This window comes from Microbacterium nanhaiense (genome assembly GCF_014646015.1).
Classification (GTDB): Bacteria; Actinomycetota; Actinomycetes; order Actinomycetales; family Microbacteriaceae; genus Microbacterium; species Microbacterium nanhaiense.
Genome location: NZ_BMMQ01000004.1, coordinates 77,807 through 101,701 on the forward strand (window position 1 = coordinate 77,807; position 23,895 = coordinate 101,701).

The window sequence follows — 23,895 nt, forward strand, 5'->3', positions numbered from 1 at the left end:
TGGATGGCGACGGGCGCGCCGCGGCCCAGTCCGCGCTGTGCGGCGCTCACGGAACCCGGTAGAGCCACTGGTCCGTGGCGAACTTGGTGCGGACGAGCTCTTCGGCGGCGGCGTATTCGTCGGGCGTGATGGATCCGCGGCTCGCGCCCGTGAAGGCGGCGAACTGCTCGATGAAGGCGTCGAGGATCGCGCGGCGCTCCATGCCGGTCTGGCTGCGGATGGGATCCACGCGCTTCGCGGCGGAGGTCGTGCCCTTGTCGCTGAGCTTCTCGCGGCCGATGCGCAGCACCTCGGTCATCATCTGGCCGTCGATGTCGTAGCTGAGGGTTGCGTGGTGCAGGATTCCGCCGTTGGCGAGGCGCTTCTGCGCGGCGCCGCCGATCTTGCCCGCGGGGCTGGTGATGTCGTTGAGCCCCTGGTAGCTCGCCTCGATGCCGATGGAGTGCAGCGCCTGCAGCACCCAGTCGTCGAGGAAGGCGTAGGAGTCGGCGAAGGTCAGGCCGGCCACGAGCGAGGCGGGCACGTAGAGCGAGTAGGTGATGATCTGCTCGGCGCCCATCATCATGGCGCCGCCGCCGGAGATGCGGCGCACGACGTCGAAGCCGTGGCGCGCGGCGCCCTCCGGATCCACCTCGTTCTTGTACGACTGGAAGGATCCGATGACGACCGCCGAGCGGTCCCACTCCCAGATGCGCAGCGTCGGCTGGCGCAGGCCCGCGCCGACGCGTTCGGTGAGGACCTCGTCGAGGGCGAGGTTCATGTGCGGCGAGACGGCCGGGTCGTCGACGATCTGCCACTCGAAGTCGCTCCAGGTGGAGGCGGTGACGAGCGCACGCCGCACGGCGGTGCCGACGGCCTCAGGCGTGAAGCCGAGCAGTTGCGCGTCGACGGGCAGCTCGCGACGGATCGCCGCGGCGATCGTGGGCACGTCGGCGGTGTCGGGCAGCCCGACGACGGCGCGGTTGATGTCGAGCAGCGCCTCATCGGGTTCGAGGAAGAAGTCACCCGCGAGGGCGAACTCGCTGATCCGCCCGTCGCTCACCTCGAGGTCGACGACGACGAGCTTGCCGCCCGGAACCTTGTACTCACCGTGCATGGTTCCAGCGTAGCCGCGCCCACCCGCGAGCGACCCGACGGCGGGGTCCGACGACGGGGTCGGACGGCGGCTCCCGGCGGCGCCGGCCCCGCGACAACTCATCCGGATCCCGACCCGTCATCATGTCTCCGACAACTCATCCGTCGACGCGGGATGATTCGTAGGAGACTTGATGAGTTGTGGTCAACGGGATGAGTCGCGCGGGAACCGTGCGTCCAGCCACGAGAGGATGTCGGCGCGCACCCTCGCCTGCTCGAAGCCGTTCAGGATCTCGTGCCGGCCGCTGTAGACGTGGGTCGTCACGTCGGTGAAGCCGGAGCGCTTGCGGTAGGCCGCGGCGAGCTTGTGCACGGACCGCGGCCCGCCGACGCTGTCGTCGCGCCCGACGAGCAGCAGCACCGAGGTGTCCGGCAGGTTCCGCGCGGGCAGCCCATAGAGGGCGAGTGCGCCCGCGAGCCCGAAGAGCTTCAGGAGCGGCTGCTGCACCGTGAGCGGATCCGCGATCGCAGCATCCTGCACGGCGGGATCCTCGGAGATCCACTCGTTTCCCTTGGCGTTCGGCCCCGCCCAGAGCTTGTTGAGCGGGCCGGCGTTGAGCGAGCCGGGCCAGAGCAGCGAGCTTCCGACGAGGACGACGGCGTCGTAGGCGCCGGGATGCGCGTTGACGAGCTTCTGGGTGAGGAAGGATCCCCAGGAGTGACCGAGGATCACGAGCGGCTTCCCGGGGTTCTCCTCGCGCGCGATCTGCGACATGCGCCAGGCGGCGTCGACGGCCGCCGCGTGCCCACCCGGGCCGAGGCGGCCGAGGAGCTCGGCGGATCCGTGCTGCTCCATGCCCGTGCGACCGTGCCCGAGGTGGTCGTCGGCGTAGGCCGCCCAGCCGGCGCCGGCGAGCGCCTCCAGGAGGGCGGCGTATCGGCCGGCGTGCTCCCCGACACCATGCAGCACGTGGACGGCTCCGCGGGGCTCGCCGTCGGGCAGGATCCGGTCGTAGTGGATGCGCGTTCCGCGTCGGTCGACGAAAGTGCTCACCCGCCGATCATGGCAGATCGCGGCCGGCCATTCCTTTATCGAAACTAATGGCCTAAACTAATAGTTGATATGTCTAATGAAAAGTTTCGTGCTGAGGTCTCGGATGTGCGCGCCGCAACGCTGCGCCTCGCCCGTCGTATTCGCCAGCAACGATCCGTGAAGCTCATGACCGACGGGCAGTTCGCCGTGCTCGTCGCCCTGCACCTTCACGGTCCGCACACGCTCACGGCCCTGGCCGAGCGCGACGGGGTCACCGCCCCCTCGATGAATCGCACCGTCAACGCGCTCATCGAGCACGACTACGTGTCGCGGGTAACGGATCCGACGGACCGCCGCAAGGTGCAGATCGCGATCAGCGAGGCGGGCTCGCAGGTGGTTGCCGACACGCTCGAACGGCGCGACATGTGGCTGTCGCAGGTGCTCGAGAAGATGACCGACGCGGAACGATCGACGCTTCACGAAGCGGCGAAGATCATCCTGCGAGAGGTGCATAAGTAATGAAGTCGATGTTCCGCTCACTCAGCATTTTCAACTACCGCATCTGGTTCATCGGTGCGCTGATTTCGAACGTCGGTGCGTGGATGCAGTCGACCGCCCAGGATTGGGTGGTGCTGACCGAGTTGACCGACCACGACGCGACCGCCGTCGGCTTCACGATGGCGTGCCAGTTCGGGCCTCCCCTCGTGCTCGCGGGGGTGGCGGGGGCCATCGCGGATCGCTTCGACCGGCGAAAGGTTCTGCTGCTCACCCAGTCGGTCCTGGGCCTGCTGTCGTTGCTCATCGGCGTGCTGCTGCTGCTCGGCGTGCTGACGCTGCCGATCATGCTCGTCATCGCTCTCGCGGTGGGCGTCATGAACGCGATCGACAACCCGACGCGACAGGCCTTCGTCACGGATGTCGTCAACCGGCAGAACGCCTCGAACGCGATCGCCCTCAACTCGACCTCGTTCAACATGGCGCGCCTCATCGGCCCCGCCGTCGGCAGCCTGCTGCTGATCGTGATGGGCAGCGGCTGGGTCTTCGTCATCAACGCCGCGACCTTCGGGGCGATGCTCCTGGCCCTGCTGTTCATGCGCAAGAACGAGCTCGAGCCGCACACGAAACCCAAGCGCGGTGCGAACAAGATGGCCGACGGTGCGCGCTACGTCGCCGGCCGTCCGGACCTCATCGTCACCTTCATCATGGCGTTCCTCATCGGCGCCTTCGGCATGAACTTCCCCATCTTCGCCTCGACGATGGCGATCGAGTTCGGGCGCGACGCCGACGGCTACGGGCTGCTGAGTTCGACGCTCGCGATCGGATCCCTGACGGGCGCGCTGCTCGCCGCCCGGCGATCGCGCGCCCGCCTTCGGGTCGCGATCGTCGCGATCGGAGGCTTCGGAATCTTCCAGATCCTTGCAGCCTTCACGCCCGCATACCTCGCCTATGCCGGGGTGAGCATCCTCATCGGTTTCTGCACCGTGACGTTCATGACGACTGCCAACGGGTACGTGCAGACGACGACGGATCCGGCGCTGCGCGGCCGTGTGCTCGCGCTCTACCTCGCGGTCACGATGGGCTCGACGCCGATCGGCGCACCGATCATCGGCTGGATCGCCGACGCCTTCGGCGCCCGCCAGGCGATCTTCGTCGGAGGTGCCGCCTCGGTGATCGCCTGCGCGATCGGCGCCGGCTGGCTCGTGTTCTCGGGGCGCCTACACCGCGCCGACACCGGCGGCTTCAAGTTCGAGCTCGAAGAGACGCGGCCCATCTCGATCATCACGGAGGCGATGCCCCAGGTGCCGTCGACCGACGACACCGTCTCGCTCGCGACCTCCGCGCAGCCGGTCCTGAAGGACCGCCCCGAGGATCAGTAGGCCTCCCAGGGCGCGAGCGGGAACTCCGGCGTCAGTCGGAGAGCTGGCCGAGGGTGCGCGGGCGCACGACGAGCCACAGCGCGAGGATCCCGACGACCGAGCAGCCCATCATGATCGACGACATCGACAGCGGCGTGATGCCGCCCGTCCACGCCGAGATCACGCCGACGAGAGGGGAAACGATGCCGGCGATGCCGTTGTTCGCGGCTCCGAGCACGCTCGCCGCGGTTCCGGCTGCCTCGGGGTGTCGATCGAGCGCGAGCACCTGGGCGCACGGGAAGGTGAAGCCGCAGGACATCATGAAGAAGAACAGCGGCACGATGACGCCCCATGGGCCGTCGATCAGCTCCGCGCAGATCGGGATCGCCACGGCCGCGACGAGCAGCGCCACGGTCGAGAAGGCGAGCACCCACTGCGGGCCGAACCGCGCCGCGAGGCGGGCGGCGGTCTGGTTGCCGATGATGAGCCCGACGGAGTTGGCCGCGAACACCATGCCGTATTCGAGCGTCGACAGGCCATAGCTCTGCTGGAAGAGGAACGACGAGCTCGACAGGTACGAGAACAGCCCCGAGAAGGTCATGCCGCCGATCAGCAGCACGCCCACGAACACGCGGTCGCTGAAGACAACGCGATAGCGGTGCCGGATCGACACCTTCTCGGCGGTCGCCCGGTCGCCCTTCGGTCGCGTCTCGGGCAGGGCGAAGAGCGCGCAGAGCAGGATGAGCGCCGCATACGCGGCGAGCACGACGAAGATGCCGCGCCACGGCATCACCTGCAGCAGACCGGATCCGGCCAGCGGCGCGATCACGGGGGCGAGCCCCGAGACGAGCGCGAGGCGGGAGAGCATGATCACGAGTCGGCGTCCGCCGAAGAGATCGCGCACCATCGCCATGGCCACGACCGCGCCGCCCGCGGCGCCCATTCCCATGAGGATGCGCGCGCCACCCAGCACGAGCAGCGTCGGCGCGAACACCGCGATAGCGCTCGCGATGAGGTGCAGCGTCGTCGAGACGAGAAGAGGCACGCGGCGGCCGACGACGTCGCTCAGGGGTCCGACGATCAGCTGGCCGAGCGCGAAGCCGACCATCGTCCCCGTCAGGGTCAGCTGCACCGCGCCCTCGGACGCGTCGAACTCGCCCTGCAGCATCGGGAACGCGGGCAGGTACATGTCGACCGTGAACGGCCCGAGGGCCGTGAGCGCGCCGAGCAGGATGACGTAGAAGAACAGCCGCGTCGACGAGAGTTTGTCGCCCGGGTGGGTGTGGGCGATCTCCTCGCCCGCCTCGCGCACCCGATCCGGAACATGGACGAGGCCCGTCGGGACCGCGATGAGACCCGTCGATACGGGAATCTTCCCCGTCTCGGGGTAAGCGTCCTCGCGGTTGTCCTCGATCATCTCTTCTCCTCCACGACTCGATATAAAACGCTACCCGGGGTGACGCCTCCGACGATGCACAATTCCTCGACGCCCCGCCAAAACGTCAATTCTCCGCGCGGGCATCTGCGAATTGCAGATGCCCGCGCGGAGAATCGCAGAGTTAGCGGCGGGTTACGCCGGGGCGTAGCGCTTCGGGGGGAAGGCCGCGGCAACGGCCTCGCGCATCTCATCGAGCTCGCCCTCGACGAAGCCCGCGGCGCGGCCCTGCACGAGCAGGTTGCCGATCGCGGTCGCCTCGACGGGGCCGGCCTCGACGGCAACCCCGGCGCGGTCGGCGGTGCGCTGGCAGAGCAGCTCGTTGAGGGATCCGCCGCCGACGATGTGGATCGTCTCGACCGGGATCCCGCTCAGCTCGCCCGCCGTGCGCACGGCGCCCGCGAAGGCCTCCGCGAGGCTCTCGACGATCGAGCGCGCGAACTCCGCGCGCGTCTGCGGAACCGGCTGACCGTGCGCCGCGAGCCACTCCGCGATGCGGCCCGGCATGTCGCCGGGCGGCATGAACACGGGGTCGTTCGCGTCGAACACGCCGACCTCGCCGGAGACCGCGGCGGCCTCGGCGAGCAGCGCGGGCAGGTCGATCTTCTCGCCAGAGGTGCGCTCCCACTCGCGAATCGTCTCGCTGAGCAGCCAGAGCCCCATCACGTTGTGCAGGAAGCGCGTGCGGCCGAAGGCGCCGCCCTCGTTCGTGAAGTTGTGCTCCCGCGCGGCGTCGGTTAGCACCGGCTCGCGCGTCTCGACACCCACAAGGCCCCAGGTGCCGCACGAGATGTACGCCGCGCGATCGGCCTTCATCGGCACCGCGACGACGGCCGACGCCGTGTCGTGCGAGCCGACGGCGACCACGGGCGCCGATCCGCCGAGCTCCTTCGCGACCGAGGGAAGCAGATCTCCGATCGTCTCCCCCGGATCCACGAGCTTCGGGAAGATGCGGGTCGGCAGACCGAGCTTCTCCGCGAGCTCGAGATCCCACTCCTTCGTCGTGACGTCGAGCAGGCCCGTCGTCGACGCGTTGGTGCGCTCGGCGACCTTCTCGCCCGTGAGCAGCCACGCGAACAGGTCGGGCACGAGCAGCATCGCGTCGGCGGTGTCGGTCACGCCCTGCTCGCAGGCGAGCTGGTAGAGCGTGTTGAACGGCAGGAACTGCAGGCCGTTGCGGCGGTAGAGCTCCTCGAAGCTCTCGACGTCGTGCACGGCCTCGACACCCGCGGCGGTGCGCTCGTCGCGGTAGTGGAACGGCGTGCCCAGCATGCGGTCGCCGCGCAGCAGCGCGTAGTCGACGGCCCACGAGTCGATGCCGATCGAGGCGATGTCCGGCGCGACGCGGAAGGCCTCGCGTAGGCCGTCGCGCACGCCGCGGTACAGCGCCATGAGATCCCACTGCAGACCGCCCGGGGTCTGGATGGGTTCGTTGAGGAAGCGGCCGACGGTCTCCATCTCGATGGATCCATCGACGAAACGGCCGACGATGACGCGGCCGCTGGTCGCGCCGAGATCAACTGCGGCAACAGAACCAGATGTCATTGTGTTCTCCAGATGCGGCGCGGCGGGCGCGGATCCCGGAGGAGGATCCGCGCCCGCGCGATTTCGGCTAGATCAGCGGACGAACGCCTGGGCGACGCCCGAGTCGACCGGGATGTGCAGACCGGTCGTGCGGCTGAGCTCGGGGCCCGTCAGCACGTAGACCGCGTCGGCGACGTTCTCGGGAACGACCTCGCGCTTGAGGATGGTGCGGTTCGCGTAGAACTGACCGAGGTCCTCTTCCTTGACGCCGTAGGTGGCGGCGCGGTTCGCGCCCCAGCCCGACGAGAAGATGCCGGATCCGCGGACGACGCCATCGGGGTTGATGCCGTTGACGCGCACGCCGTGCTCGCCGAGCTCGACCGCGAGGAGGCGCACCTGGTGGGCCTGGTCGGCCTTGGTTGCCGAGTACGCGATGTTGTTCGGTCCGGCGAAGACGGAGTTCTTCGACGAGATGTAGATGATGTCGCCGCCCATGCCCTGCTGGATGAGGGGCAGAGCCGCGGCCTTCGAGACGAGGAACGAGCCCTTCGCCATGACGTCGTGCTGCAGGTCCCAGTCCTTCTCGGTGGTCTCGAGGAGGGGCTTCGACAGCGACAGGCCGGCGTTGTTCACGACGAGGTCGATGCCGCCGAACGCGAGGAGCGTGGCGTCGATCGCGGCCTGCACGCCCGCGGCGTCGGCGACGTTCGCCGCGACACCGATCGCGACGTCGGTGCCGCCGAGCTCGGCCGCGGCGGCCTGGGCCTTCTCGAGGTCGAGGTCGGCGACGACGACGCAGGCGCCCTCAGCGGCCAGGCGGGTGGCGATGGCCTTGCCGATGCCCGAGGCGGCGCCGGTCACGAAGGCGATGCGGCCCTGGTGGGTCTTCGGCTTCGGCATGCGCTGGAGCTTGGCCTCTTCGAGGGCCCAGTACTCGATGCGGAACTTCTCCTCATCGGAGATGGGGGCGTAGGTCGAGAGCGACTCGGCACCGCGCATCACGTTGATGGCGTTGATGTAGAACTCACCGGCGACGCGCGCGGTCTGCTTGTTCTTGCCGTAGCTGAACATGCCCACGCCCGGCACGAGAACGATGAGCGGGTCGGCGCCGCGCATCGCGGGGCTCTCGTCGGTCGCGTAGGCGTCGTAGTACGCCTTGTAGTCGGCACGGTACTCCTCGTGCAGCTCCTTGAGGCGCGCGATCGAGTCTTCGACCGAGGCGTCTGCCGGCAGGTCGAGGATCATCGGCTTGACCTTGGTGCGCAGGAAGTGGTCCGGGCAGCTCGTGCCGAGGGCGGCGAGCTCGGGGGCGCGCTCCGAGGCGAGGAAGTCGGTGACGACCGCGGCGTCGGTGAAGTGGCCGACCATGGGGGCGTCGTGCGACGCGAGGCCGCGGATCGTGGCGGCGAGGGCGGCGGCCTTCGCGAGGCGCTCGGCCTCGGGCAGGGCCTCGTAGCCGGCGCGGACGCCACCGAAGGGGTTCGCCTTGCCGTTGTCGTTGATGTAGGCCTCGGCGGTCTCGATGATCCAGAGCGAGTTGCGCTCCGACTCTTCCGAGGTGTCGCCCCAGGCGGTGATGCCGTGGCCGCCGAGGATCGTGCCGATCGCCTGCGGGTTGGCCTTCTTGATCTCGGCGATGTCGAGGCCGAGCTGGAAGCCGGGGCGGCGCCACGGGACCCAGACGACCTTGTCGCCGAAGATCTTCTTCGTCAGCTCTTCACCGTCGGCAGCGGTCGCGATCGCGATGCCCGAGTCGGGGTGCAGGTGGTCGACGTGCGCGGCGTCGACGAGGCCGTGCATGGCCGTGTCGATCGAGGGGGCGGCGCCGCCCTTTCCGTGCAGGCAGTAGTCGAACGCGGCGACCATCTCGTCCTCGCGCTCGAGGCCCGGGTAGACGTTCACGAGCGCGCGCATGCGGTCGAGGCGCAGCGCCGCGAGTCCCGACTCAGTGAGCGTGCCGAGGTCTCCGCCGGATCCCTTGACCCACACGAGCTCGACCGGCTCGCCCGTGACCGGGTCGATCTCGGTGCCCTTGGCGGAGGTGTTGCCGCCGGCGTAGTTGGTGTTCTTGGGGTCGGAACCGAGGCGGTTCGACCGGATGATGAGGTCTGCGACGGTGGGGTTCGTCATGAGATTCCTAACGCGGGGAAAAATTGGGCGACAGCGACAGTGCGTCACCCGTGATGTTACTTGCTGTAATTCTCACATCTTCTAACGCAGAGCACAACATCGGGTTAACGGATGTCGACGATGCCCCGATACGGATCCAGCCGCGCGTCGGTCGGATCCAGTTCCGTTACGAGCAACTCGACCTCGCGCCAGTCGATTCCGCGCGCCATCCCGGGCCGCGCGAGCTTCGTCGAGTCAATCAAGAGGATCACGCGCTCGGATCCGCGGGCGAACTCGCGCTTGACCTGCGCTTCCTCGAGCGACACGTCGCTCGCGCCGTGCTCGACGTCGATTCCGGCGCCGCTCGCGAACAGCATCGAGTACCGCACCTCGGAGGCGAATCGGCAGGCCATCGGTCCGACCAGGCTGCCCGTGAGCTCGTCGGCCTGCCCGCCCGTGAGCGTCGCCCGTGCGACCCCCGCGCGGCGCAGCGCGCCGAAGTTCTCCCATGAGTTCGTGACCACGACGAGGTCGTCGTGCTGGCCCAGCTGTTCCGCGAGCACGCCCGCAGTCGTCGAGGCGTCGAGCGCAATCGCGCCGTGGGCGGGGACGAGGTCGAGCACCTTCTGGGCGATCCGCGCCTTCGCCTGGCGGCGCTGCCCCATGCGCTCCCCGAACGGGCGGGGCCCGACGGCCCGGGTCGCCCCGCCGCGCACGCGGCGCGCGAGGCCCTCCTGCACGAGGCCGTCGAGGTCGCGACGGATCGTCATCTCCGAGACGCCGAGAGCCGCCGCGGCCTCCGCGAGCTGTACGCTGCCCGCAGCCTCGAGCATCTCCACAAGCGCCTGCCTGCGCTGTTCTCCGTGCACGGAACTCGTTGTCGACATACCCTGCACCGTATCGCGCGGCGCGTGGAATCCCCGAGCCGGGGTTAGCGGGGTGAAGCGCAAAAAGGGCGGATCCTGACCGGATCCGCCCTTTTGCGTTGCGCTTACGCGCCCCAGCTGGCCTGCTGGCCGCCGACGCGGTCGGCGGCGATCTTCTCGAGGTAACCGGAGGCCGCGAAGGCCGCCATCGGGTCGGCCGCAAGGCCGCGGCTCTCACGCCACTCGGCGAGCGCGGGGCGCACGTCGGTGTAGAAGGCGTCCATGAACACCTGGTGGGCGCCGAGCACGTCGCCGGCGACCTGCGCGGCGCGCAGCTTCTCGGTGTCGACGAGGAGGGCGCGGGCGGTCATCTCCTGAACGTTCAGCACGGAGCGCATCTGGCCGGGGATCTTGTCCTCGACGTTGTGGCACTGGTCGAGCATGAACTGCACGTCCGGGTTGTTGAGGCCGCCACCGCGGACGACCTCGAAGATGATGCGGAACAGCTGGAACGGGTCGGCGGCGCCCACGATGAGGTCGTCGTCAGCGTAGAAGCGGCTGTTGAAGTCGAACGAGCCGAGCTTGCCGAGGCGCAGCAGCTGCATGACGATGAACTCGATGTTCGTGCCGGGCGCGTGGTGGCCCGTGTCGAGGCACACGAGGGCCTTGTCGCCAAGGGCCGAGACCTGGGCGTAGGAGGTGCCCCAGTCCGGAACATCGGTGTGGTAGAACGAGGGCTCGAAGAACTTGTACTCGAGCACGAGGCGCTGGTCGTCGCCGAGGCGGGCGTAGATCTTCTGGAGCGACTCCTGCAGGCGGTCCTGGCGGCCGCGCATGTCGGCCTGGCCCGGGTAGTTCGACCCCTCGGCGAGCCAGATCTTCAGGTCGCGCGAACCGGTCTCGTCCATGACGTCGATGCAGGCGAGGTGGTGGTCGATCGCCTTGTTGCGGATCGTGGCGTCCTCGTGCGTCAGGGCGCCGAACTTGTAGTCGTCGTCCTGGAAGGTGTTCGAGTTGATCGTGCCGAGCGCGACGCCCTCGTCCTCGGCGTGCTTGCGCAGGTCGGCGAAGTTCGCCATGTCCCACGGAATGTGCAGCGCGACGGTCGGGGCGAGGCCGGTGTACTTGTGCACCTGAGCCGCGTCCGAGATCTTCTCGAACGGGTCGCGCGGGGTGCCGGGGGTGCCGAAGACCTTGAAGCGGGTGCCCGAGTTTCCGAACGCCCACGAGGGGAGTTCGATGGCCTGCTTCTCGAGCTGGTCGAGGATGTCCTGCGAAAGGATGCCCATGGTTGAGCCTTTCTGTTCTGCGACCCTCGTCGGTCGCGTATCCGGTGGTTTAGGAGCGTGCGGCAGCGAGCTGCGATTCGAGGTGGAACACCTCGGGGAAGGTCTCGGCGTTCTGATCCGCGCGACCCTCCTGAGCGACGAAGAAGCGGCCCATGTCGGCCTCCCACTTCGCGGCGACCTCGCTCTGGGCGAGATAGGCCTGCGATGCCGCGTCGTCATCCGTTTCGTAGAAGCCGACGAGTTCGCCGCCGCCCACGTGGAAGATCGAATAGTTGCGGCGACCGCTGGCGGCGATCTCTTCGAGCATCTCCGGCCAGACCGGGTCGTGGCGACGCAGGTACTCGTCGAGCATCTCCGGCTTCACGTAAAGCCGGAAGGCAATGCGCTGTGGCATCGTCGACCTCCTCTTTGAATCGTTTCATTATGCGCACAGTGCGGCGCGCAGATCAAGTCGGATCCCGGATCCGATTTCGCGGGGACGCCGCGTCAGCTCGATGCGCGCGAACGCGGCGCGATCACGACGTTGATCCCGCGCCGACGCATATCCTCGACGTGGGCCTTGTCGGTGCCCGCGTCGACGATGACGGCGTCGAAATCGACGAGCGGCTGCATCGCATGCAGGGCTCGCTTGTCGAACTTCGTGTGATCCGCCAACAGGATGCGCTTGCTCGCCGCATCGAACATGGCCCGTTTGACGTCGACGGTCTCCATCGTCTGGTGGAACGCGACGCCGTCGGTGATCGCGGAGGTCGACATGACCAACACGTCGGCGCGCAATTGCGAGATCGCTTCGGTCGTAATGCGCCCCATATACGCGCTGCACCAGTTGTAGTACTGGCCGCCCAGCCCCAGAAGCGTCACCCCCGTGACCGAGCGGAGCTCGTTCATCACCGTCAGGGTGTTGGTGATCACGGTCAGCGGCCGTCGCTCCTGCAGGTGCGGCACGAGATGCAGCACGCTGGTCGAGTCATCGAGCATGATCGATTGCCCCGGCTCGATGAACTCGAGGGCCGCCAGCGCGATCGCGCGCTTCTCGGAGAGCTCCCTGCTCGCCCGGTAGACGTCGCTCGACTCGACCAGGCCGGTCGACAGGGCGGTCGCGATGCCGCGGTCTTTCCGCAGCAGGCCACGAGACTCCAGCTCGTCGAGATCGCGATGGACGGTCATCGTACTGATCCCGAACCGCTCCGCGAGCTCCGGGATCCGGATGGATCCGGCCGTCATCACGGCCTCCGTGATCGCGTTACGCCGATCGTTCTGCCGGGTGAGGCGCGACGTCGCCGAGTCGTCGCCCGCGACCGTGTCTTCCTTGCCCATCGTTCCTCTTCTCTGCACGATGGTGCGGGGAGGGCGTGTCTCGCCCGCCCCGCACCACGTCATTCTTCTCCGCCAGGCGAGTCCGCCCGGCCTCACTCCTCGTATACGAAGGGCGACACCATGTTGTCGACGTTGTCGGCGGTGATGAGGATGCAGTCGATCGCCTGCTTCTCCGTCTCGGGCGCCTCCCCCGTGCGGATGAACTCGTCGGCAAGCTCCACTGCCGTCTCCGAGAACTGGGCAACGGGCTGAAGGACGGTGTAGGCCATCTCGCCGTTACGCACAGCCTCGACGGCGTCCGGCGCGCCATCGAAACCACCGACGACGACGCCATCGAGCTTACCGGCCTCCTTCAGCGCCGCGATCGCTCCGAGCGCCATCTCGTCGTTACCGGCGAGCACGCCCTTGATGTCGGGGTTGGCCTGCATCAGCGCCTGAGCCTTGTCGTGGCCCTCGGTGCGGTCCCAGTTGGCGACCTCTTCGCCGACCTTCTCAAGGTCGGGGTACTGCGAGATCACCGTGCTGAATCCGTTCGAACGCGTCTGCGCGTTGTTATCACTCGGCGCGCCGAACAGCTCGACGTACGTGCCTTCCTCGCCCATCTGAGCCACGTATTCCTGCGCGCCGAGTGCCGCACCCTGAGCGTTGTTCGAGACGAGCTGCGCCTTCGCGAGGCCCGCTTCGTTGATCTCGGCGTTCACGAGGAACACCGGGATCCCCGCCGCATCGGCCTTCTTCACCGCGCCGATGGATCCGTCGGCGTTCGCCGGGTCGAGGATGATCGCGACGGAGTCGTTCGCGATCGCGGTGTCGATGAGCGTGTTCTCGGTGTTCGTGTCGCCACGGTGCGCGCCAACGGTGGCCTCGTAGCCCAACTCCTCGGCCTTCGCCTGCGCCAGGTCGCCCTCGGTCTTCCAGTAGGGGTTGGCGGGGTCGTTCACGATGATCGTGATCAGGCCGCCCGCCTCGCCGCTACCGCTTTCGTTCGACGGCGCGTCGCCCTCGGTGCCGTTCGAGGAGCAGCCGACAAGCCCCATCACGAGCGCGCCTGCGGCGATCATCGCGCCGAGTGTCTTCTTCCGAAACATGTGATTGTCCTTTCTCAGTGGCCCGGCAACGGTCATCGGTGCCGGGTGGCCCGCTTAGGATTCCGATGAACCCGCGCCGGTCGTGGCGGTCTGAGCGCTGTTGCTCTTCTCGCCGGGTGTTTTGTCGGATGTTTTGTCTGTAGCGGGGCGCCGGCGACGCCCGTACTGGAGCGTGTTGAGCATCACGGCGACAACGATCACCGCGCCCATGAACACCATCTGCCAGTAGGCCGAGACGCCGATGATCACAAGGCCGTCGGAGAGGAAGCCGATCACGAAGGCTCCGAGCAGGGTGCCCCGCACGTTGCCCCGGCCACCCGTGAGGGCCGCGCCGCCGATCACGACCGCGGCAATCGCGGTGAGCTCGTAGGTGCTGCCCGCGTTGGGGTCGGCGCTCGTCAGGGTCGAGGCGAGAACGAGGCCGGCGATCGCGGCCGTCAGGCCCGATACGACGTAGACCCAGATCTTCACGCGCGAGGTGGGAACACCGCTCAGCTCCGCAGCGCGCTCGTTGCCACCGGCCGCATACAGCCAGCGGCCGAACTTCGCGCGACCGAGCACCGCGCCGAGCACGAGCGCGACCGCGACCATCACGAGCACGCCGACCGGGATCCCGAGGATGCGGTTGAAGCCGAGCCAGTCGAAGCCCGTGTTACCGAGTTCCTCGCTACCCGACATCTTGTTGATCGTCAGGCCGCCGGTCATGAGCAGCGCGAATCCGCGCACGGCGTAGAGCATGCCGAGCGTCGCGACAAAGGGCGCGATCTTGAACTTCGCCACGAGTATGCCGTTGATGAGGCCAACGAGGGCTCCGACGCCGCACGAGATCAGCACAGTGACCGGCACGCTCGGGTAGAGCGTGACGCCGAAGATATCGATCGGCACGCCTCGTAGCAAGAAGCCGGCGATCACCGCAGAGAAGGCGAGGGTCGATCCGACCGAGAGGTCGATGCCGCCGTTAAGGATCACGAGCAGCATTCCCATGCCGAGCAGCGCGTAGATCGCGACGTGGCTCGTCATGATCAGCACGTTGTTCCACGTGAGGTAGTTCGGCGAGAGCAGGGCGAACACCACGATGATGAGCACGAGCGCGAGGAATGCGCGCCCCTCGAGAAGCAGCTTCGCGATCGAGAACCTCTTGCGGTTCTCGATGATCGCGGTTGTTGTTGTCGTCGTCATTGTCGATCCGTTCTAGAGGTCAGGCTTCGCCCGAGGCGGCCATGATCATGTCCTTGGTGGCGTCCGGCCCGAACTCCGCCGAGACCTGCCCGCGGCTCATCACGATGATGCGGTGGGCGATGCTGAGGCACTCGCCGACCTCGCTCGTGGTGTAGACCACCCCGACGCCGCCGCGCGCACGGTCGGCGAGCAACCGGAACACCTCGGCCTTGGCGCCGACGTCGATTCCGCGGCTGGGCTCGTCGAGCAGGATCAACCGGGGGTCGGTCGCGACGATCTTGCCGATCACGACCTTCTGCTGGTTACCGCCCGAGAGGCCGCCGATGTTGAGCTCGGGCCCCGGCGTCTTGACCGTGACGGCCGTGATGAGCTCGCGGGCCCGCTGCTTCTCCTTCTTGCCCGAGATCGCCCAGCCCGACATGCTCTGGTCGAGGCTCGCAAGCGTGAGGTTGCGCCCGACCGAGAACGTCTGCACGAGGCCGTCGCGCTGGCGATCCTCGGGAACGAGGCCGACGCCCTTCTCGATGCGCGTCGCGATCGAGTCGCCGAGGATCGACTTGCCCTCGAGCAGGATCTCGCCGCTCTCGACGCGCTCGCGCCCGGCGATCGCTTCGAGGAGCTCGGTGCGACCGGCGCCCATGAGCCCGTAGATACAGACGATCTCACCGGCTCGCACGTCGAGGTCGATGCCGTTCACCACGGCGCGCTCGGGGTTCTCGGGGTCGAGCACCGTGAGGCCGTCGACGCTCAGAACCGATTCGCCGAACTCGTAGCCCTCGGGCGGCGAACCCAGGTCGAAGTTCTCGCCGACCATGTTCCGCACGATCCAGGCGAGGTCGATGTCGGCGCGCTCGGCGCGGGCCGTCATGTTGCCGTCTCGTAGCACGACGGCGTGGTCGGTGATCTCGAGCGCCTCCTCGAGGTGGTGCGAAATGTAGACGATCGCGACGCCACGCGAGAGCAGGTCGCGCACGATGCCGAAGAGTGTCTCGACTTCGGCCGCCGCGAGCGCCGAGGTCGGCTCGTCCATGATCAGGATCCGCGAGTTGACCGAGAGGGCGCGCGCGATCTCGATGATCTGTTGCTGGCCCACCCGCAGATCCGACACGTAGGTGTCGGGCTCGATGGGGAGCTTCATCTCTTTCAGGAGTGCCCGCGTCTGCCGGGTCTCCTCCGCGTAGTCGACCCCGCCGAAGCGGCGCATGATCTCGCGTCCCATGAAGATGTTGTCGCGCACCGTGAGGTTCGGCGCGAGGCTCAGCTCCTGGTGGATGATCGAGATGCCGTGCTCGGCCGCGTCCGTCGTCGACGAAAAGGAGACGGGTTCGCCGCCCATCAGGATCTGGCCCGACGTGGGTTGTTCGACGCCGGAGAGGATCTTCATCAGCGTCGACTTGCCCGCGCCGTTCTCGCCGAACAGCGTCGTGACGGTACCGGATCTGATCTCGAAGTTGACGCCCTTGAGAGCGCGCGTGCCACCGTAGTTCTTCACGATGTCGCGGGCTTCGAGGACGACGTTGTCCTTCGTGGTCATGTCGTTCAGCCCTCCTCGACGGAGACGGGGGTCACGAGCCATGCCTCGGGGTTGATGAGCGTGAACGCCCCGGTGATCGTCGCGGTCGTGCCCTCGAGCGCGCTCGTGTCGAGCCCCTCGAGCACCTCGGCCTTCATCGCCTCGTTGAGCGAGGCCGCGGCGTTCTGGTAGTCGATCTGGTTGGTGAACTCACCGAACGTGATCTCGCCGGTCGCGTCGCGCAGCTCGGTGCCGTTGATCGCGGGCCCGGTCTGTACGCGGATGGTCAGGCCGTCGGGCAGCCCCTCGACGCTGAAGTCATAGATGCCGGAGGCGCTCTCGCCGAATTCTCCCGTCATCGTGACGCTGAAGACCGTGCCACCGGAGCTCGGCACACCATACTCGGCGATGGCCGCGTCCTTGTCCTCGGCCAGTGCCGCAGCGAGGACGTCTGCCTCGACCGCGCGCTCGGCGACGGTGTCTCGCACCTCGGGGAATTTCTCAGGCCCGTACGCCTCGGCATCGAAAGCCTGCTCAGCGCCGGCAACCTCGGATCCATAAGGGACGACGCGCGTACCCAGCGCAATAAACGCGACGACCGCGAGTATCACGACGACGAGGATCCCGCGCTTCGCACCGACGCCCAGGCCGCGGCGCGGGCGCGCCTCTGCGATTGCGCTCACAGCAGGACCCGCGATTCGGTGTCGTTGGGGCGGATCTGCAGCTTGCGCCCCTCGCCGCGGCGGAACATCTCGAGTGCCTGCTCGTAGTCGTCGAGCGTGAACGAGTGGCTGATCATGGCACGCGCGTTGATCGCTCCCGCCTCGAACATCTCCACGGCCCGTCCGAACGAGTTGAGCACGGCCATCGTTCCGACGATCGAGATCTCGTCACGGTAGATGCGGAACGGCGAGAACTGCGCGGTCCGGTCGGCGGGCGCGACGCCGAAGTCTTGGAAGTATCCGGCGGGCTTCACTCGCGTCAGCGCGTCCTCGATCGCGCGAATGTTGCCCGTGCAGTCGATCACGACGTCCCACTTCGCGCGTTCAGCGTCGTCCGCCGAGGTGTATCGGAGCTCGATCCCGCACTCCTCCGCAGTCTTCAGACGCTCGGCGTTCAGGTCGACGATCGTGACGCTCGCGGCACCGGCACGGTGCGCAAGCTGCGCCATCAGGAGGCCCATCGTCCCCGCACCATAGACGAGAACGTGGTCGCCCATACGTCGGGGCAACACGTCCCATCCACGAATCGCGCAGGCCAGCGGCTCGATGAGCGCCGCCTCGTAGATGTCGGTCTCGGGCTTGAGCTTGTACACATTGGTCGACGGCGCGGTAAAGAACTGCTGCGAGGCGCCGTCAGAGGCGACCACACCGAGACCGTTCCACTTCGGACAGAGGTTCTGGTGCCCGTTCAGGCACTGCTCACACTCACCACAGGTGGTGCTGGGGTTGACGGCAACCTTGTCGCCGACGCGGAAGTCGAAGACGCCATCGTTGACGCCCTCGCCAAGTTCGACGATCGTGCCCGTGGCCTCATGCCCCGGCACAAGCGGGAAGATCGTTCCCTCGAACTCGCCATCAAAGACGTGGGTATCCGTGCCGCAGATGCCGACCGCGGCCGTCTCGATCAGGATCTCCTTGTAGCCGGGACGGGGCTTCTCCCGTTCCTCGAGTGCCAGCACCCCTTGCTGCTGAAAAGCGACTGCGCGCATCTTTGCTCCTGTTCGCATCCGGCATCGGGCCATCGTTGGCCCGCGCCTCTGGGCGATCTTCGCCCGATCTCACCGCTCGTCTCGTCAAGACGATCGCCAGCGGTGTTACCTTGATCTACATTAGAACACAGATTACGTTAGATTCAACGTTCAGATAGTGACATCGAAGGAGATCGTCCCATGAACAGCAGCGCGCCCGCGACGCCTCAGGCTTCCGACGCCATCCCCACCACGCAACGCGCGGCGGTTCTCCACGCCGCGCACGACGTGCGGATCCAGGAACGCCCGGTGCCGACGCCGGCCGGCGACGAGGTCCTGGTCAGGGTCACATCGGTCGGCGTGTGCGGAAGCGACGTGCACTTCTTCCACGACGGCCGCCTCGGCGATTGGAGCGTCGACGAGCCCCTCGTGCTCGGCCACGAGTCGGGCGGCGTGATCGTCGCTGTGGGCGCCGACGTCGACGCCACCCGCGTGGGTGAGCGTGTGTCGATCGAGCCCCAGCACCCCTCGCACACCTCGGCTGAGACGCTGCGCGGCGAGTACAACCTCGACCCGGACATGCAGTTCTACGCCGTGCCGGGAACCGATGGCGCGTTCCAGCAGTACGTCACGATCCAGAGCCACTTCGCGTTCGCGATCCCCGATACCGTCAGCGACGAGGCTGCGGCCCTCATGGAGCCGCTCTCGGTCGCGATTGCGACCGCGCGCAAGGCGGGGATCCAGCCCGGGTCGCGCGTGTTGATCGCGGGCGCCGGCCCGATCGGCATCGTCACCGCCCAGGTGGCCCGCGCGTTCGGCGCGACCGACATCATCGTCTCCGACCTCGCCGAGGCACGCCGCGAGACGGCGCTGAGCTTCGGCGCGACGCGCGTCGTCGACCCAGCGGCGGGCGGATCCGCGGACCTCGGCGGCCCCGTCGACGCGTTCATCGACGCTTCGGGTGCCGCGCCTGCGGTGCTCAGCGGTATCCGTGCCGTGCGTCCGGGCGGCCGGGTTGTGCTCGTCGGAATGGGCATCGACGAACTGGCGCTGCCGATCTCGTACATCCAGAACCTTGAGTTGACGATCACGGGAGTGTTCCGTTACGCGAACACCTGGCCGGCCGCAATCGCTCTCGTGGCCGCTGGCCGCGTCGACCTCGACCGGATGGTGACGGGCCGCTTCGGGCTCGATCGCGTCGTCGACGCGCTCGAATCGACGTCGGATCCGACGACCATCAAGTCCATCGTCACGCCCAATAGCTGACCCCCTCCGAACGCAGAACGGATTCAACGATGACCCGATTGTGGAATGACCCGGCCGATTTCGCCGACGAGATGATCGACGGCTTCGTCGCGGCAAACGGTCGCTACGTGCGCCGGGTCTCGGGCGGCGTCGCCCGCGCCACGCAGACCCCCGAGGGGCAGGTCGCGTTCGTCACGGGCGGCGGATCCGGCCACTACCCCGCCTTCGGCGGCCTCGTCGGCCCCGGCCTCGCCAACGGCGCCGCGATGGGGAACCTCTTCGCCTCTCCCTCCACGCAGCAGGTCCTCTCGGTCGCGAAGGCCGTCGAGAACGGCGGCGGCGTGTTCCTCAGCTACGGCAACTACGCCGGCGACGTACTCAACTTCGACGCCGCACAGGAACAGCTCCGCGCGGCCGGAATCCCCTGCCAGACCGTCACCGTCACCGACGACGTCTCGTCCGCCGACAAGAGCGAGATCCACAAGCGCCGCGGCATCGCGGGCGACCTGACCGTGTTCCGGATCGCCGGCGCCGCCGCAGAGCGCGGCGCGAACCTCACCGAGGTCACCCGGCTCGCCCGCCGCGCCAACGACCGCACGCGCTCGTTCGGCGTCGCCTTCTCGGGCTGCTCACTGCCGGGCGCCGACGAGCCGCTCTTCGAGGTCAAGCCCGGTCACATGGCGATCGGTCTCGGCATCCACGGCGAGCCCGGCCTCGGCGACGCGGACATCCCGACGGCCGACGGACTCGCCGAGATGCTCGTGAACCGCCTGCTCGAGGAGGTTCCGGATGACGTCGCCGACGTTCGCGGCGCGCGCGTCGTCCCGGTGCTCAACGGCCTCGGATCCCTCAAATACGAGGAGATGTTCGTCGTCTACCGCCGCATCGCCCTCCTGCTGGAGGAGAACGGCATCGTTACCGTGGATCCGCACGTTGGCGAGTACTGCACGAGCTTCGACATGGCCGGCACATCGCTGACCCTGCTCTGGCTCGACGACGAGCTCGAAGATCTGTGGGACACGGGCGTCGACACCCCGGCATATCGCCGCGGGTCCGTCGACACCTCCCCCCTCGTGCTCGCCTCAACCGACGCTGACGAAGACGACGACGTGATCGGTGACGCCGACGACGCCTCGCGCGGCATCGCCCAGACGATCGCGGCCGGCTTCGACATCTGGCGCGCCACGATCGATGAGAACGTCGACGAGCTGGGCCGCCTCGACGCGATCGCCGGGGATGGCGACCACGGGATCGGCATGCAGCGCGGGATCCACGCCGCCCAGACCGCCGCGCGCGACGCCGCCGAGCGCGGAGCCGGAGCGGCGACGACGCTCGCCCGCGCCGCGGATGCGTGGAGCGACCGCGCCGGGGGCACCTCGGGCGCGATCTGGGGCGCGATCCTCGACACCGTCGCGAAGACCCTCGGCGACGTCGGAGTGCCCGAGCCCGCCGCCCTCGCGAAGGGGCTCGAGAACGCGAAGGCCCGCGTCGCGACCTTCGGCGCGGTGCCGGGTGACAAGACGCTCGTCGATTCACTTGATCCGTTCATCGACACCTTCGCGGAGCTCAGCGAGCGCCAGAGCCTCGCCGACGCCTGGCGCGCGGCCGCGGAGGCCGCCACCGACGCCGCCGCCGCAACCGCCGACATGCTGCCCCAGATGGGGCGCGCCCGTGCGCACCACGAGAGGGCGCTCGGCACCCCGGATCCGGGGGCCCACTCGCTCGCCCTGCTCGTGACCTCCCTTAACGACCTCTTCAACCGAAAGGCATGACCATGACCGACCAGCTTCGCATCGTCATCGGCTCGGACGACGCCGGATTCGACTACAAGGAGATCCTCAAGAAGGATCTCGAGGCCAATGAGGGCGTCGTGAGCGTCGTCGACGTGGGCGTGGGCGCCGACGGCCACACCCCCTACCCCACGGTGGCGATCGAGGCCGCCGAACGCGTCGCTCGCGGCGAGGCCGACCGCGCTCTCATCTTCTGCGGCACGGGACTCGGCGTCGCCATCTCCGCGAACAAGGTCGCCGGCATCCGCGCCGTCACCGCCCACGACAGCTTCTCGGTCGAGCGCGCCGTGCTCTCGAACAATGCCCAGGTGCTCTGCATGGGGCAGCGCGTCGTCGGCATCGAGCTCGCCCGCCGCCTCGTGCGCGAGTGGCTGACCTACCGCTTCGACGAGACCAGCGCTTCGGCGGACAAGGTCGCCGTGGTCACCGAGTACGAGACCACCGGAAGCTGCTGATGACGCGACGCATCGTCGGCATCAGCCTGAAGATGTACTTCGGGCACGCGCGCGCGACCGAGTGGTTCGCCCAGGTGGCGTCCCGCGTTGCCGACTCCCCCGCCGTCATGAGCGGCGCCGTCGAGGTCTTCGTCACCCCCACCTTCCTGCAGGTGCCCGCGGCCGTCACCGCGTTCCGCGGAACCCCCGTGCGCGTCGGCGGACAGGACGTCGCAGCCGAGGCGGAGGGCGCCTACACTGGCGAGGTCTCGGCAGCCGAGCTGGCCGAGGTCGGCGCGGGGATCGCCGAGATCGGCCATGCCGAGCGGCGACGGCTCTTCGCGGAGACCGACGTCACCGTCGCGCAGAAGACGGCGCGCTCGCTCGAGGCCGGCCTCGAGCCGTTGTTGTGCATCGGCGAGACCGAGAAGCAGGATCCCGATGTCGCCGCCGCGGTCGCGGTCACCCAGTTGCGCGCATCGCTCGCGGGCGCCCCCGCGGGATCCGTCATCGTCGCCTACGAGCCCGTCTGGGCGATCGGCGCGCCCGCGCCCGCCGGCGAGGACCACGTGCGCGTCGTCGCGGCCGCGCTCCGGGCCGCGCTCGCGGGACGCCCGGCATCCGCGGTGATCTACGGGGGTGCCGCGAAACCGGGCCTCCTCCCGCGCCTCGGCGACGCGGTCGACGGGGTGTTCCTCGGGCGCTTCGCCCACGACCCCGACACCCTCGTCGACGTCATCGACGAGGCCGCGGCGCTTGCGTACCAGTAGGATCGCTCCAGGCGTTCAGGAGGTTCCATGGCGGTCAGTATCCGCGAAGTCGCGCAGCGCGCGGGTGTCTCGGTGGGCACCGTTTCCAACGTACTCAACCGGCCCGACGCCGTCAGCGACGCCACGGTCGACCGCGTGCGCGCGGCCATCGACGAGCTCGGATACGTGCGCAACGACGCCGCCCGGCAGCTACGCGCGGGCCGCAGCTCGACCGTGGGGCTTGTCGTGCTCGACGCCGGCAACCCCTTCTTCACCGACATCGCGCGCGGGGCCGAGGACGCCGCCGCAGACCGGGAAGTGTCCGTGTTGCTGGGCAACAGCGACGAACGCCTCGACCGCGAGGACGCGTACCTTTCGCTCTTCGAGGAGCAGCGCGTGCGCGGCGTGCTCCTCTCCCCTGTCTCCGAGACGCTCACCACGGCCCAGCGCCTCCGCGAGCACGGCACGCCCGTCGTGCTCGTCGACCGCACGGCCCCCGGATCCGACTTCTCGTCCGTCGCCGTCGACGACGTCCGCGGCGGATACATCGCCGCGCACCATCTTCTCGAACAGGGGCGGCGACGCATCGCGTTCGTCGGCGGCGGATCCCTCCGGCAGGTCGAGGACCGCTTCGCGGGCGCGACGCGCGCCGTCGCGGAGGTTCCCGGCGCGACCATCGAGCGGATCCCCACCGACCAGCTCACGGTGCTCGCGGGGCGCGACGCGGGCGCGACGCTCGTCGAGCGCGCGGACCGCCCCGATGCGGTCTTCGCCGCGAACGACCTCCTGGCCGTCGGCGTCATGCAGGCGCTCGTCATGACCGCCGATCTCAGGATCCCGGACGACATCGCGCTGATCGGCTACGACGACATCGACTTCGCGGCCTCGACGGTTGTGCCGCTGAGCTCGATCCGCCAGCCCGCGCACCTCATCGGCTCGCGCGCGCTGGAGCTGCTCGAGGCCCTCGTCGACGACCCCACCCGCGCCCCCGAGACGATCGAGTTCGAGCCGGAGCTCGTCGTGCGCGCCTCGACGGCCGGCTGACGCCGGGGCCGTCGGCGCTCCCCCGTCGCCGCCCCGGTCGCCGCCGCCCGCGAGATCTCACCCTTTTGCCGAGATCGCATCGAACTCGGTGCGACTTCGCGAAAACGATGCGATCTCGCGGGACGGGCGGACGAACGCGGGTGGGAGGACGAGGCGCGTCGCAGATGCCGCGTGTTACGCCGACTCGAGCGCTGCGTGAGTAATTCCCACGCGCGAACCGAGTCCAGCCAAATGCGGAACGAACGATTGTGGCTTGAACGCGGATCCTTCAAGCGACTCGATGTCGACCCAGCGGAAGCGGTGCCCTGCCTCCCACTTCGCCGGATCGAGCTCAAGGTCTTTACCATCGCACGCAAAGACAAAGCTCACTTGGTGGGCGCGCCCGCCGGGCCGGTCGGCATGCGCGTCCTGGTACACCGACTCCACGACCGCGCGAAGTCCGAGGATCGGCACGTTCTGGCCAATCTCCTCGAGGATCTCTCGGCGTACCGCGTCCTCCGCATGCTCGCCAAGCTCGACCTTTCCGCCGGGAAGAAAGAAGTAGTCGAGGCCTTCGACATCGCACACGAGGACCTGGCGGCCGCGAAGGATCGCCGCGGTCGCGCGGAGCTTGAAACGAATGTCTCCATCCGTGAACTGCACATCGACCATTCCGCGCTC

22 protein-coding genes are annotated in these 23,895 nt (G+C 68.3%); 7 read left to right on the plus strand and 15 right to left on the minus strand.

The window, feature by feature from the left end:
• Positions 1–46: 46 nt before the first annotated feature.
• A complete protein-coding gene (lplAB, locus tag IEX05_RS08000; protein WP_188700863.1) occupies positions 47–1,096 on the minus strand; it encodes a lipoate-protein ligase LplAB in 1,050 nt (349 codons plus the stop codon).
• A 183-nt stretch (positions 1,097–1,279) separates the two neighbouring features.
• Positions 1,280–2,128: an alpha/beta fold hydrolase gene (locus tag IEX05_RS08005; RefSeq protein ID WP_188700864.1), complete on the minus strand. Its 849-nt coding sequence runs from the start codon at positions 2,126–2,128 to the stop codon at positions 1,280–1,282.
• Between the two features lie 69 nt (positions 2,129–2,197).
• On the opposite strand from IEX05_RS08005, the gene IEX05_RS08010 reads away from it, so the two are divergent.
• A complete protein-coding gene (locus IEX05_RS08010; RefSeq protein ID WP_188700865.1) occupies positions 2,198–2,626 on the plus strand; it encodes a MarR family winged helix-turn-helix transcriptional regulator in 429 nt (142 codons plus the stop codon).
• The gene (locus IEX05_RS08015; RefSeq protein ID WP_229661197.1) at positions 2,626–3,984 is read left to right on the plus strand and encodes an MFS transporter; all 1,359 of its coding nucleotides are present in this window, start codon (positions 2,626–2,628) and stop codon (positions 3,982–3,984) included. The genes IEX05_RS08010 and IEX05_RS08015 overlap by 1 nt, the downstream gene beginning before the upstream one ends.
• Positions 3,985–4,015: 31 nt before the next feature.
• On the opposite strand, the gene IEX05_RS08020 is transcribed toward IEX05_RS08015, so the two are convergent.
• The 12 genes from IEX05_RS08020 to IEX05_RS08075 all read right to left on the minus strand — a co-directional run bounded on the left by IEX05_RS08020 (position 4,016) and on the right by IEX05_RS08075 (position 17,994).
• Positions 4,016–5,380, minus strand: a complete 1,365-nt coding sequence (locus tag IEX05_RS08020) for a multidrug effflux MFS transporter (protein ID WP_188700866.1) — start codon at positions 5,378–5,380, stop codon at positions 4,016–4,018.
• A gap of 153 nt (positions 5,381–5,533) precedes the next feature.
• Entirely contained in the window at positions 5,534–6,943 is a 1,410-nt protein-coding gene (locus IEX05_RS08025) for a rhamnulokinase (RefSeq protein WP_188700867.1), read from the minus strand.
• Between the two features lie 72 nt (positions 6,944–7,015).
• A complete protein-coding gene (locus tag IEX05_RS08030; RefSeq protein ID WP_188700868.1) occupies positions 7,016–9,052 on the minus strand; it encodes a bifunctional aldolase/short-chain dehydrogenase in 2,037 nt (678 codons plus the stop codon).
• Between the two features lie 104 nt (positions 9,053–9,156).
• Entirely contained in the window at positions 9,157–9,918 is a 762-nt protein-coding gene (locus IEX05_RS08035; protein ID WP_188700869.1) for a DeoR/GlpR family DNA-binding transcription regulator, read from the minus strand.
• A gap of 104 nt (positions 9,919–10,022) precedes the next feature.
• The gene (rhaI, locus tag IEX05_RS08040) at positions 10,023–11,186 is read right to left on the minus strand and encodes an L-rhamnose isomerase (RefSeq protein WP_188700870.1); all 1,164 of its coding nucleotides are present in this window, start codon (positions 11,184–11,186) and stop codon (positions 10,023–10,025) included.
• A gap of 49 nt (positions 11,187–11,235) precedes the next feature.
• Positions 11,236–11,580 (minus strand): L-rhamnose mutarotase, encoded by a 345-nt coding sequence (locus IEX05_RS08045; protein ID WP_188700871.1) that lies wholly within the window; start codon positions 11,578–11,580, stop codon positions 11,236–11,238.
• Between the two features lie 92 nt (positions 11,581–11,672).
• Positions 11,673–12,503 (minus strand): DeoR/GlpR family DNA-binding transcription regulator, encoded by an 831-nt coding sequence (locus IEX05_RS08050; protein WP_188700872.1) that lies wholly within the window; start codon positions 12,501–12,503, stop codon positions 11,673–11,675.
• Between the two features lie 92 nt (positions 12,504–12,595).
• Entirely contained in the window at positions 12,596–13,591 is a 996-nt protein-coding gene (locus IEX05_RS08055) for a D-ribose ABC transporter substrate-binding protein (protein WP_188700873.1), read from the minus strand.
• 54 nt (positions 13,592–13,645) lie between these two features.
• Positions 13,646–14,770 (minus strand): ABC transporter permease, encoded by a 1,125-nt coding sequence (locus IEX05_RS08060; protein WP_188700874.1) that lies wholly within the window; start codon positions 14,768–14,770, stop codon positions 13,646–13,648.
• A gap of 19 nt (positions 14,771–14,789) precedes the next feature.
• Positions 14,790–16,304, minus strand: a complete 1,515-nt coding sequence (locus IEX05_RS08065; RefSeq protein ID WP_188700875.1) for a sugar ABC transporter ATP-binding protein — start codon at positions 16,302–16,304, stop codon at positions 14,790–14,792.
• Between the two features lie 5 nt (positions 16,305–16,309).
• A complete protein-coding gene (locus IEX05_RS08070) occupies positions 16,310–16,966 on the minus strand; it encodes a DUF2291 family protein (RefSeq protein WP_229661198.1) in 657 nt (218 codons plus the stop codon).
• A complete protein-coding gene (locus IEX05_RS08075; RefSeq protein ID WP_188700876.1) occupies positions 16,963–17,994 on the minus strand; it encodes a zinc-dependent alcohol dehydrogenase family protein in 1,032 nt (343 codons plus the stop codon). The genes IEX05_RS08070 and IEX05_RS08075 overlap by 4 nt, the downstream gene beginning before the upstream one ends.
• A 180-nt stretch (positions 17,995–18,174) precedes the next feature.
• Between IEX05_RS08075 and IEX05_RS08080 the strand changes: the two genes are divergently transcribed.
• From IEX05_RS08080 to IEX05_RS08100, 5 genes are read left to right on the plus strand one after another with little or no spacing between them, the layout of a single operon-like run.
• The gene (locus IEX05_RS08080) at positions 18,175–19,239 is read left to right on the plus strand and encodes an NAD(P)-dependent alcohol dehydrogenase (protein WP_188700877.1); all 1,065 of its coding nucleotides are present in this window, start codon (positions 18,175–18,177) and stop codon (positions 19,237–19,239) included.
• A 29-nt stretch (positions 19,240–19,268) separates the two neighbouring features.
• Positions 19,269–20,990, plus strand: a complete 1,722-nt coding sequence (locus IEX05_RS08085; protein ID WP_188700878.1) for a dihydroxyacetone kinase family protein — start codon at positions 19,269–19,271, stop codon at positions 20,988–20,990.
• A 2-nt stretch (positions 20,991–20,992) separates the two neighbouring features.
• Positions 20,993–21,463: a ribose-5-phosphate isomerase gene (locus IEX05_RS08090; RefSeq protein WP_188700879.1), complete on the plus strand. Its 471-nt coding sequence runs from the start codon at positions 20,993–20,995 to the stop codon at positions 21,461–21,463.
• Positions 21,463–22,212, plus strand: a complete 750-nt coding sequence (locus tag IEX05_RS08095; RefSeq protein ID WP_188700880.1) for a triose-phosphate isomerase family protein — start codon at positions 21,463–21,465, stop codon at positions 22,210–22,212. Before IEX05_RS08090 ends, IEX05_RS08095 begins: the two co-directional genes overlap by 1 nt.
• Positions 22,213–22,239: 27 nt before the next feature.
• The gene (locus IEX05_RS08100) at positions 22,240–23,235 is read left to right on the plus strand and encodes a LacI family DNA-binding transcriptional regulator (protein ID WP_188700881.1); all 996 of its coding nucleotides are present in this window, start codon (positions 22,240–22,242) and stop codon (positions 23,233–23,235) included.
• A 174-nt stretch (positions 23,236–23,409) separates the two neighbouring features.
• Here the strand turns inward: IEX05_RS08100 and IEX05_RS08105 are convergent, their stop codons facing one another.
• Positions 23,410–23,886, minus strand: a complete 477-nt coding sequence (locus IEX05_RS08105; protein ID WP_188700882.1) for an NUDIX hydrolase — start codon at positions 23,884–23,886, stop codon at positions 23,410–23,412.
• Positions 23,887–23,895: the final 9 nt, after the last annotated feature.

What these genes read in the sequence shown, in the direction of transcription:
- rhaI (WP_188700870.1), bottom strand. Translation starts at nt 11,186, where the DNA reads ATGGGCATCCTTTCGCAGGACATCCTCGACCAGCTCGAGAAGCAGGCC.
- IEX05_RS08085 (WP_188700878.1), top strand. Translation starts at nt 19,269, where the DNA reads ATGACCCGATTGTGGAATGACCCGGCCGATTTCGCCGACGAGATGATC.
- IEX05_RS08060 (WP_188700874.1), bottom strand. Translation starts at nt 14,770, where the DNA reads ATGACGACGACAACAACAACCGCGATCATCGAGAACCGCAAGAGGTTC.
- IEX05_RS08015 (WP_229661197.1), top strand. Translation starts at nt 2,626, where the DNA reads ATGAAGTCGATGTTCCGCTCACTCAGCATTTTCAACTACCGCATCTGG.
- IEX05_RS08055 (WP_188700873.1), bottom strand. Translation starts at nt 13,591, where the DNA reads ATGTTTCGGAAGAAGACACTCGGCGCGATGATCGCCGCAGGCGCGCTC.
- lplAB (WP_188700863.1), bottom strand. Translation starts at nt 1,096, where the DNA reads ATGCACGGTGAGTACAAGGTTCCGGGCGGCAAGCTCGTCGTCGTCGAC.
- IEX05_RS08020 (WP_188700866.1), bottom strand. Translation starts at nt 5,380, where the DNA reads ATGATCGAGGACAACCGCGAGGACGCTTACCCCGAGACGGGGAAGATT.
- IEX05_RS08010 (WP_188700865.1), top strand. Translation starts at nt 2,198, where the DNA reads ATGTCTAATGAAAAGTTTCGTGCTGAGGTCTCGGATGTGCGCGCCGCA.
- IEX05_RS08075 (WP_188700876.1), bottom strand. Translation starts at nt 17,994, where the DNA reads ATGCGCGCAGTCGCTTTTCAGCAGCAAGGGGTGCTGGCACTCGAGGAA.
- IEX05_RS08090 (WP_188700879.1), top strand. Translation starts at nt 20,993, where the DNA reads ATGACCGACCAGCTTCGCATCGTCATCGGCTCGGACGACGCCGGATTC.
- IEX05_RS08100 (WP_188700881.1), top strand. Translation starts at nt 22,240, where the DNA reads ATGGCGGTCAGTATCCGCGAAGTCGCGCAGCGCGCGGGTGTCTCGGTG.
- IEX05_RS08025 (WP_188700867.1), bottom strand. Translation starts at nt 6,943, where the DNA reads ATGACATCTGGTTCTGTTGCCGCAGTTGATCTCGGCGCGACCAGCGGC.
- IEX05_RS08105 (WP_188700882.1), bottom strand. Translation starts at nt 23,886, where the DNA reads ATGGTCGATGTGCAGTTCACGGATGGAGACATTCGTTTCAAGCTCCGC.
- IEX05_RS08050 (WP_188700872.1), bottom strand. Translation starts at nt 12,503, where the DNA reads ATGGGCAAGGAAGACACGGTCGCGGGCGACGACTCGGCGACGTCGCGC.
- IEX05_RS08030 (WP_188700868.1), bottom strand. Translation starts at nt 9,052, where the DNA reads ATGACGAACCCCACCGTCGCAGACCTCATCATCCGGTCGAACCGCCTC.
- IEX05_RS08035 (WP_188700869.1), bottom strand. Translation starts at nt 9,918, where the DNA reads ATGTCGACAACGAGTTCCGTGCACGGAGAACAGCGCAGGCAGGCGCTT.
- IEX05_RS08095 (WP_188700880.1), top strand. Translation starts at nt 21,463, where the DNA reads ATGACGCGACGCATCGTCGGCATCAGCCTGAAGATGTACTTCGGGCAC.
- IEX05_RS08080 (WP_188700877.1), top strand. Translation starts at nt 18,175, where the DNA reads ATGAACAGCAGCGCGCCCGCGACGCCTCAGGCTTCCGACGCCATCCCC.
- IEX05_RS08045 (WP_188700871.1), bottom strand. Translation starts at nt 11,580, where the DNA reads ATGCCACAGCGCATTGCCTTCCGGCTTTACGTGAAGCCGGAGATGCTC.
- IEX05_RS08065 (WP_188700875.1), bottom strand. Translation starts at nt 16,304, where the DNA reads ATGACCACGAAGGACAACGTCGTCCTCGAAGCCCGCGACATCGTGAAG.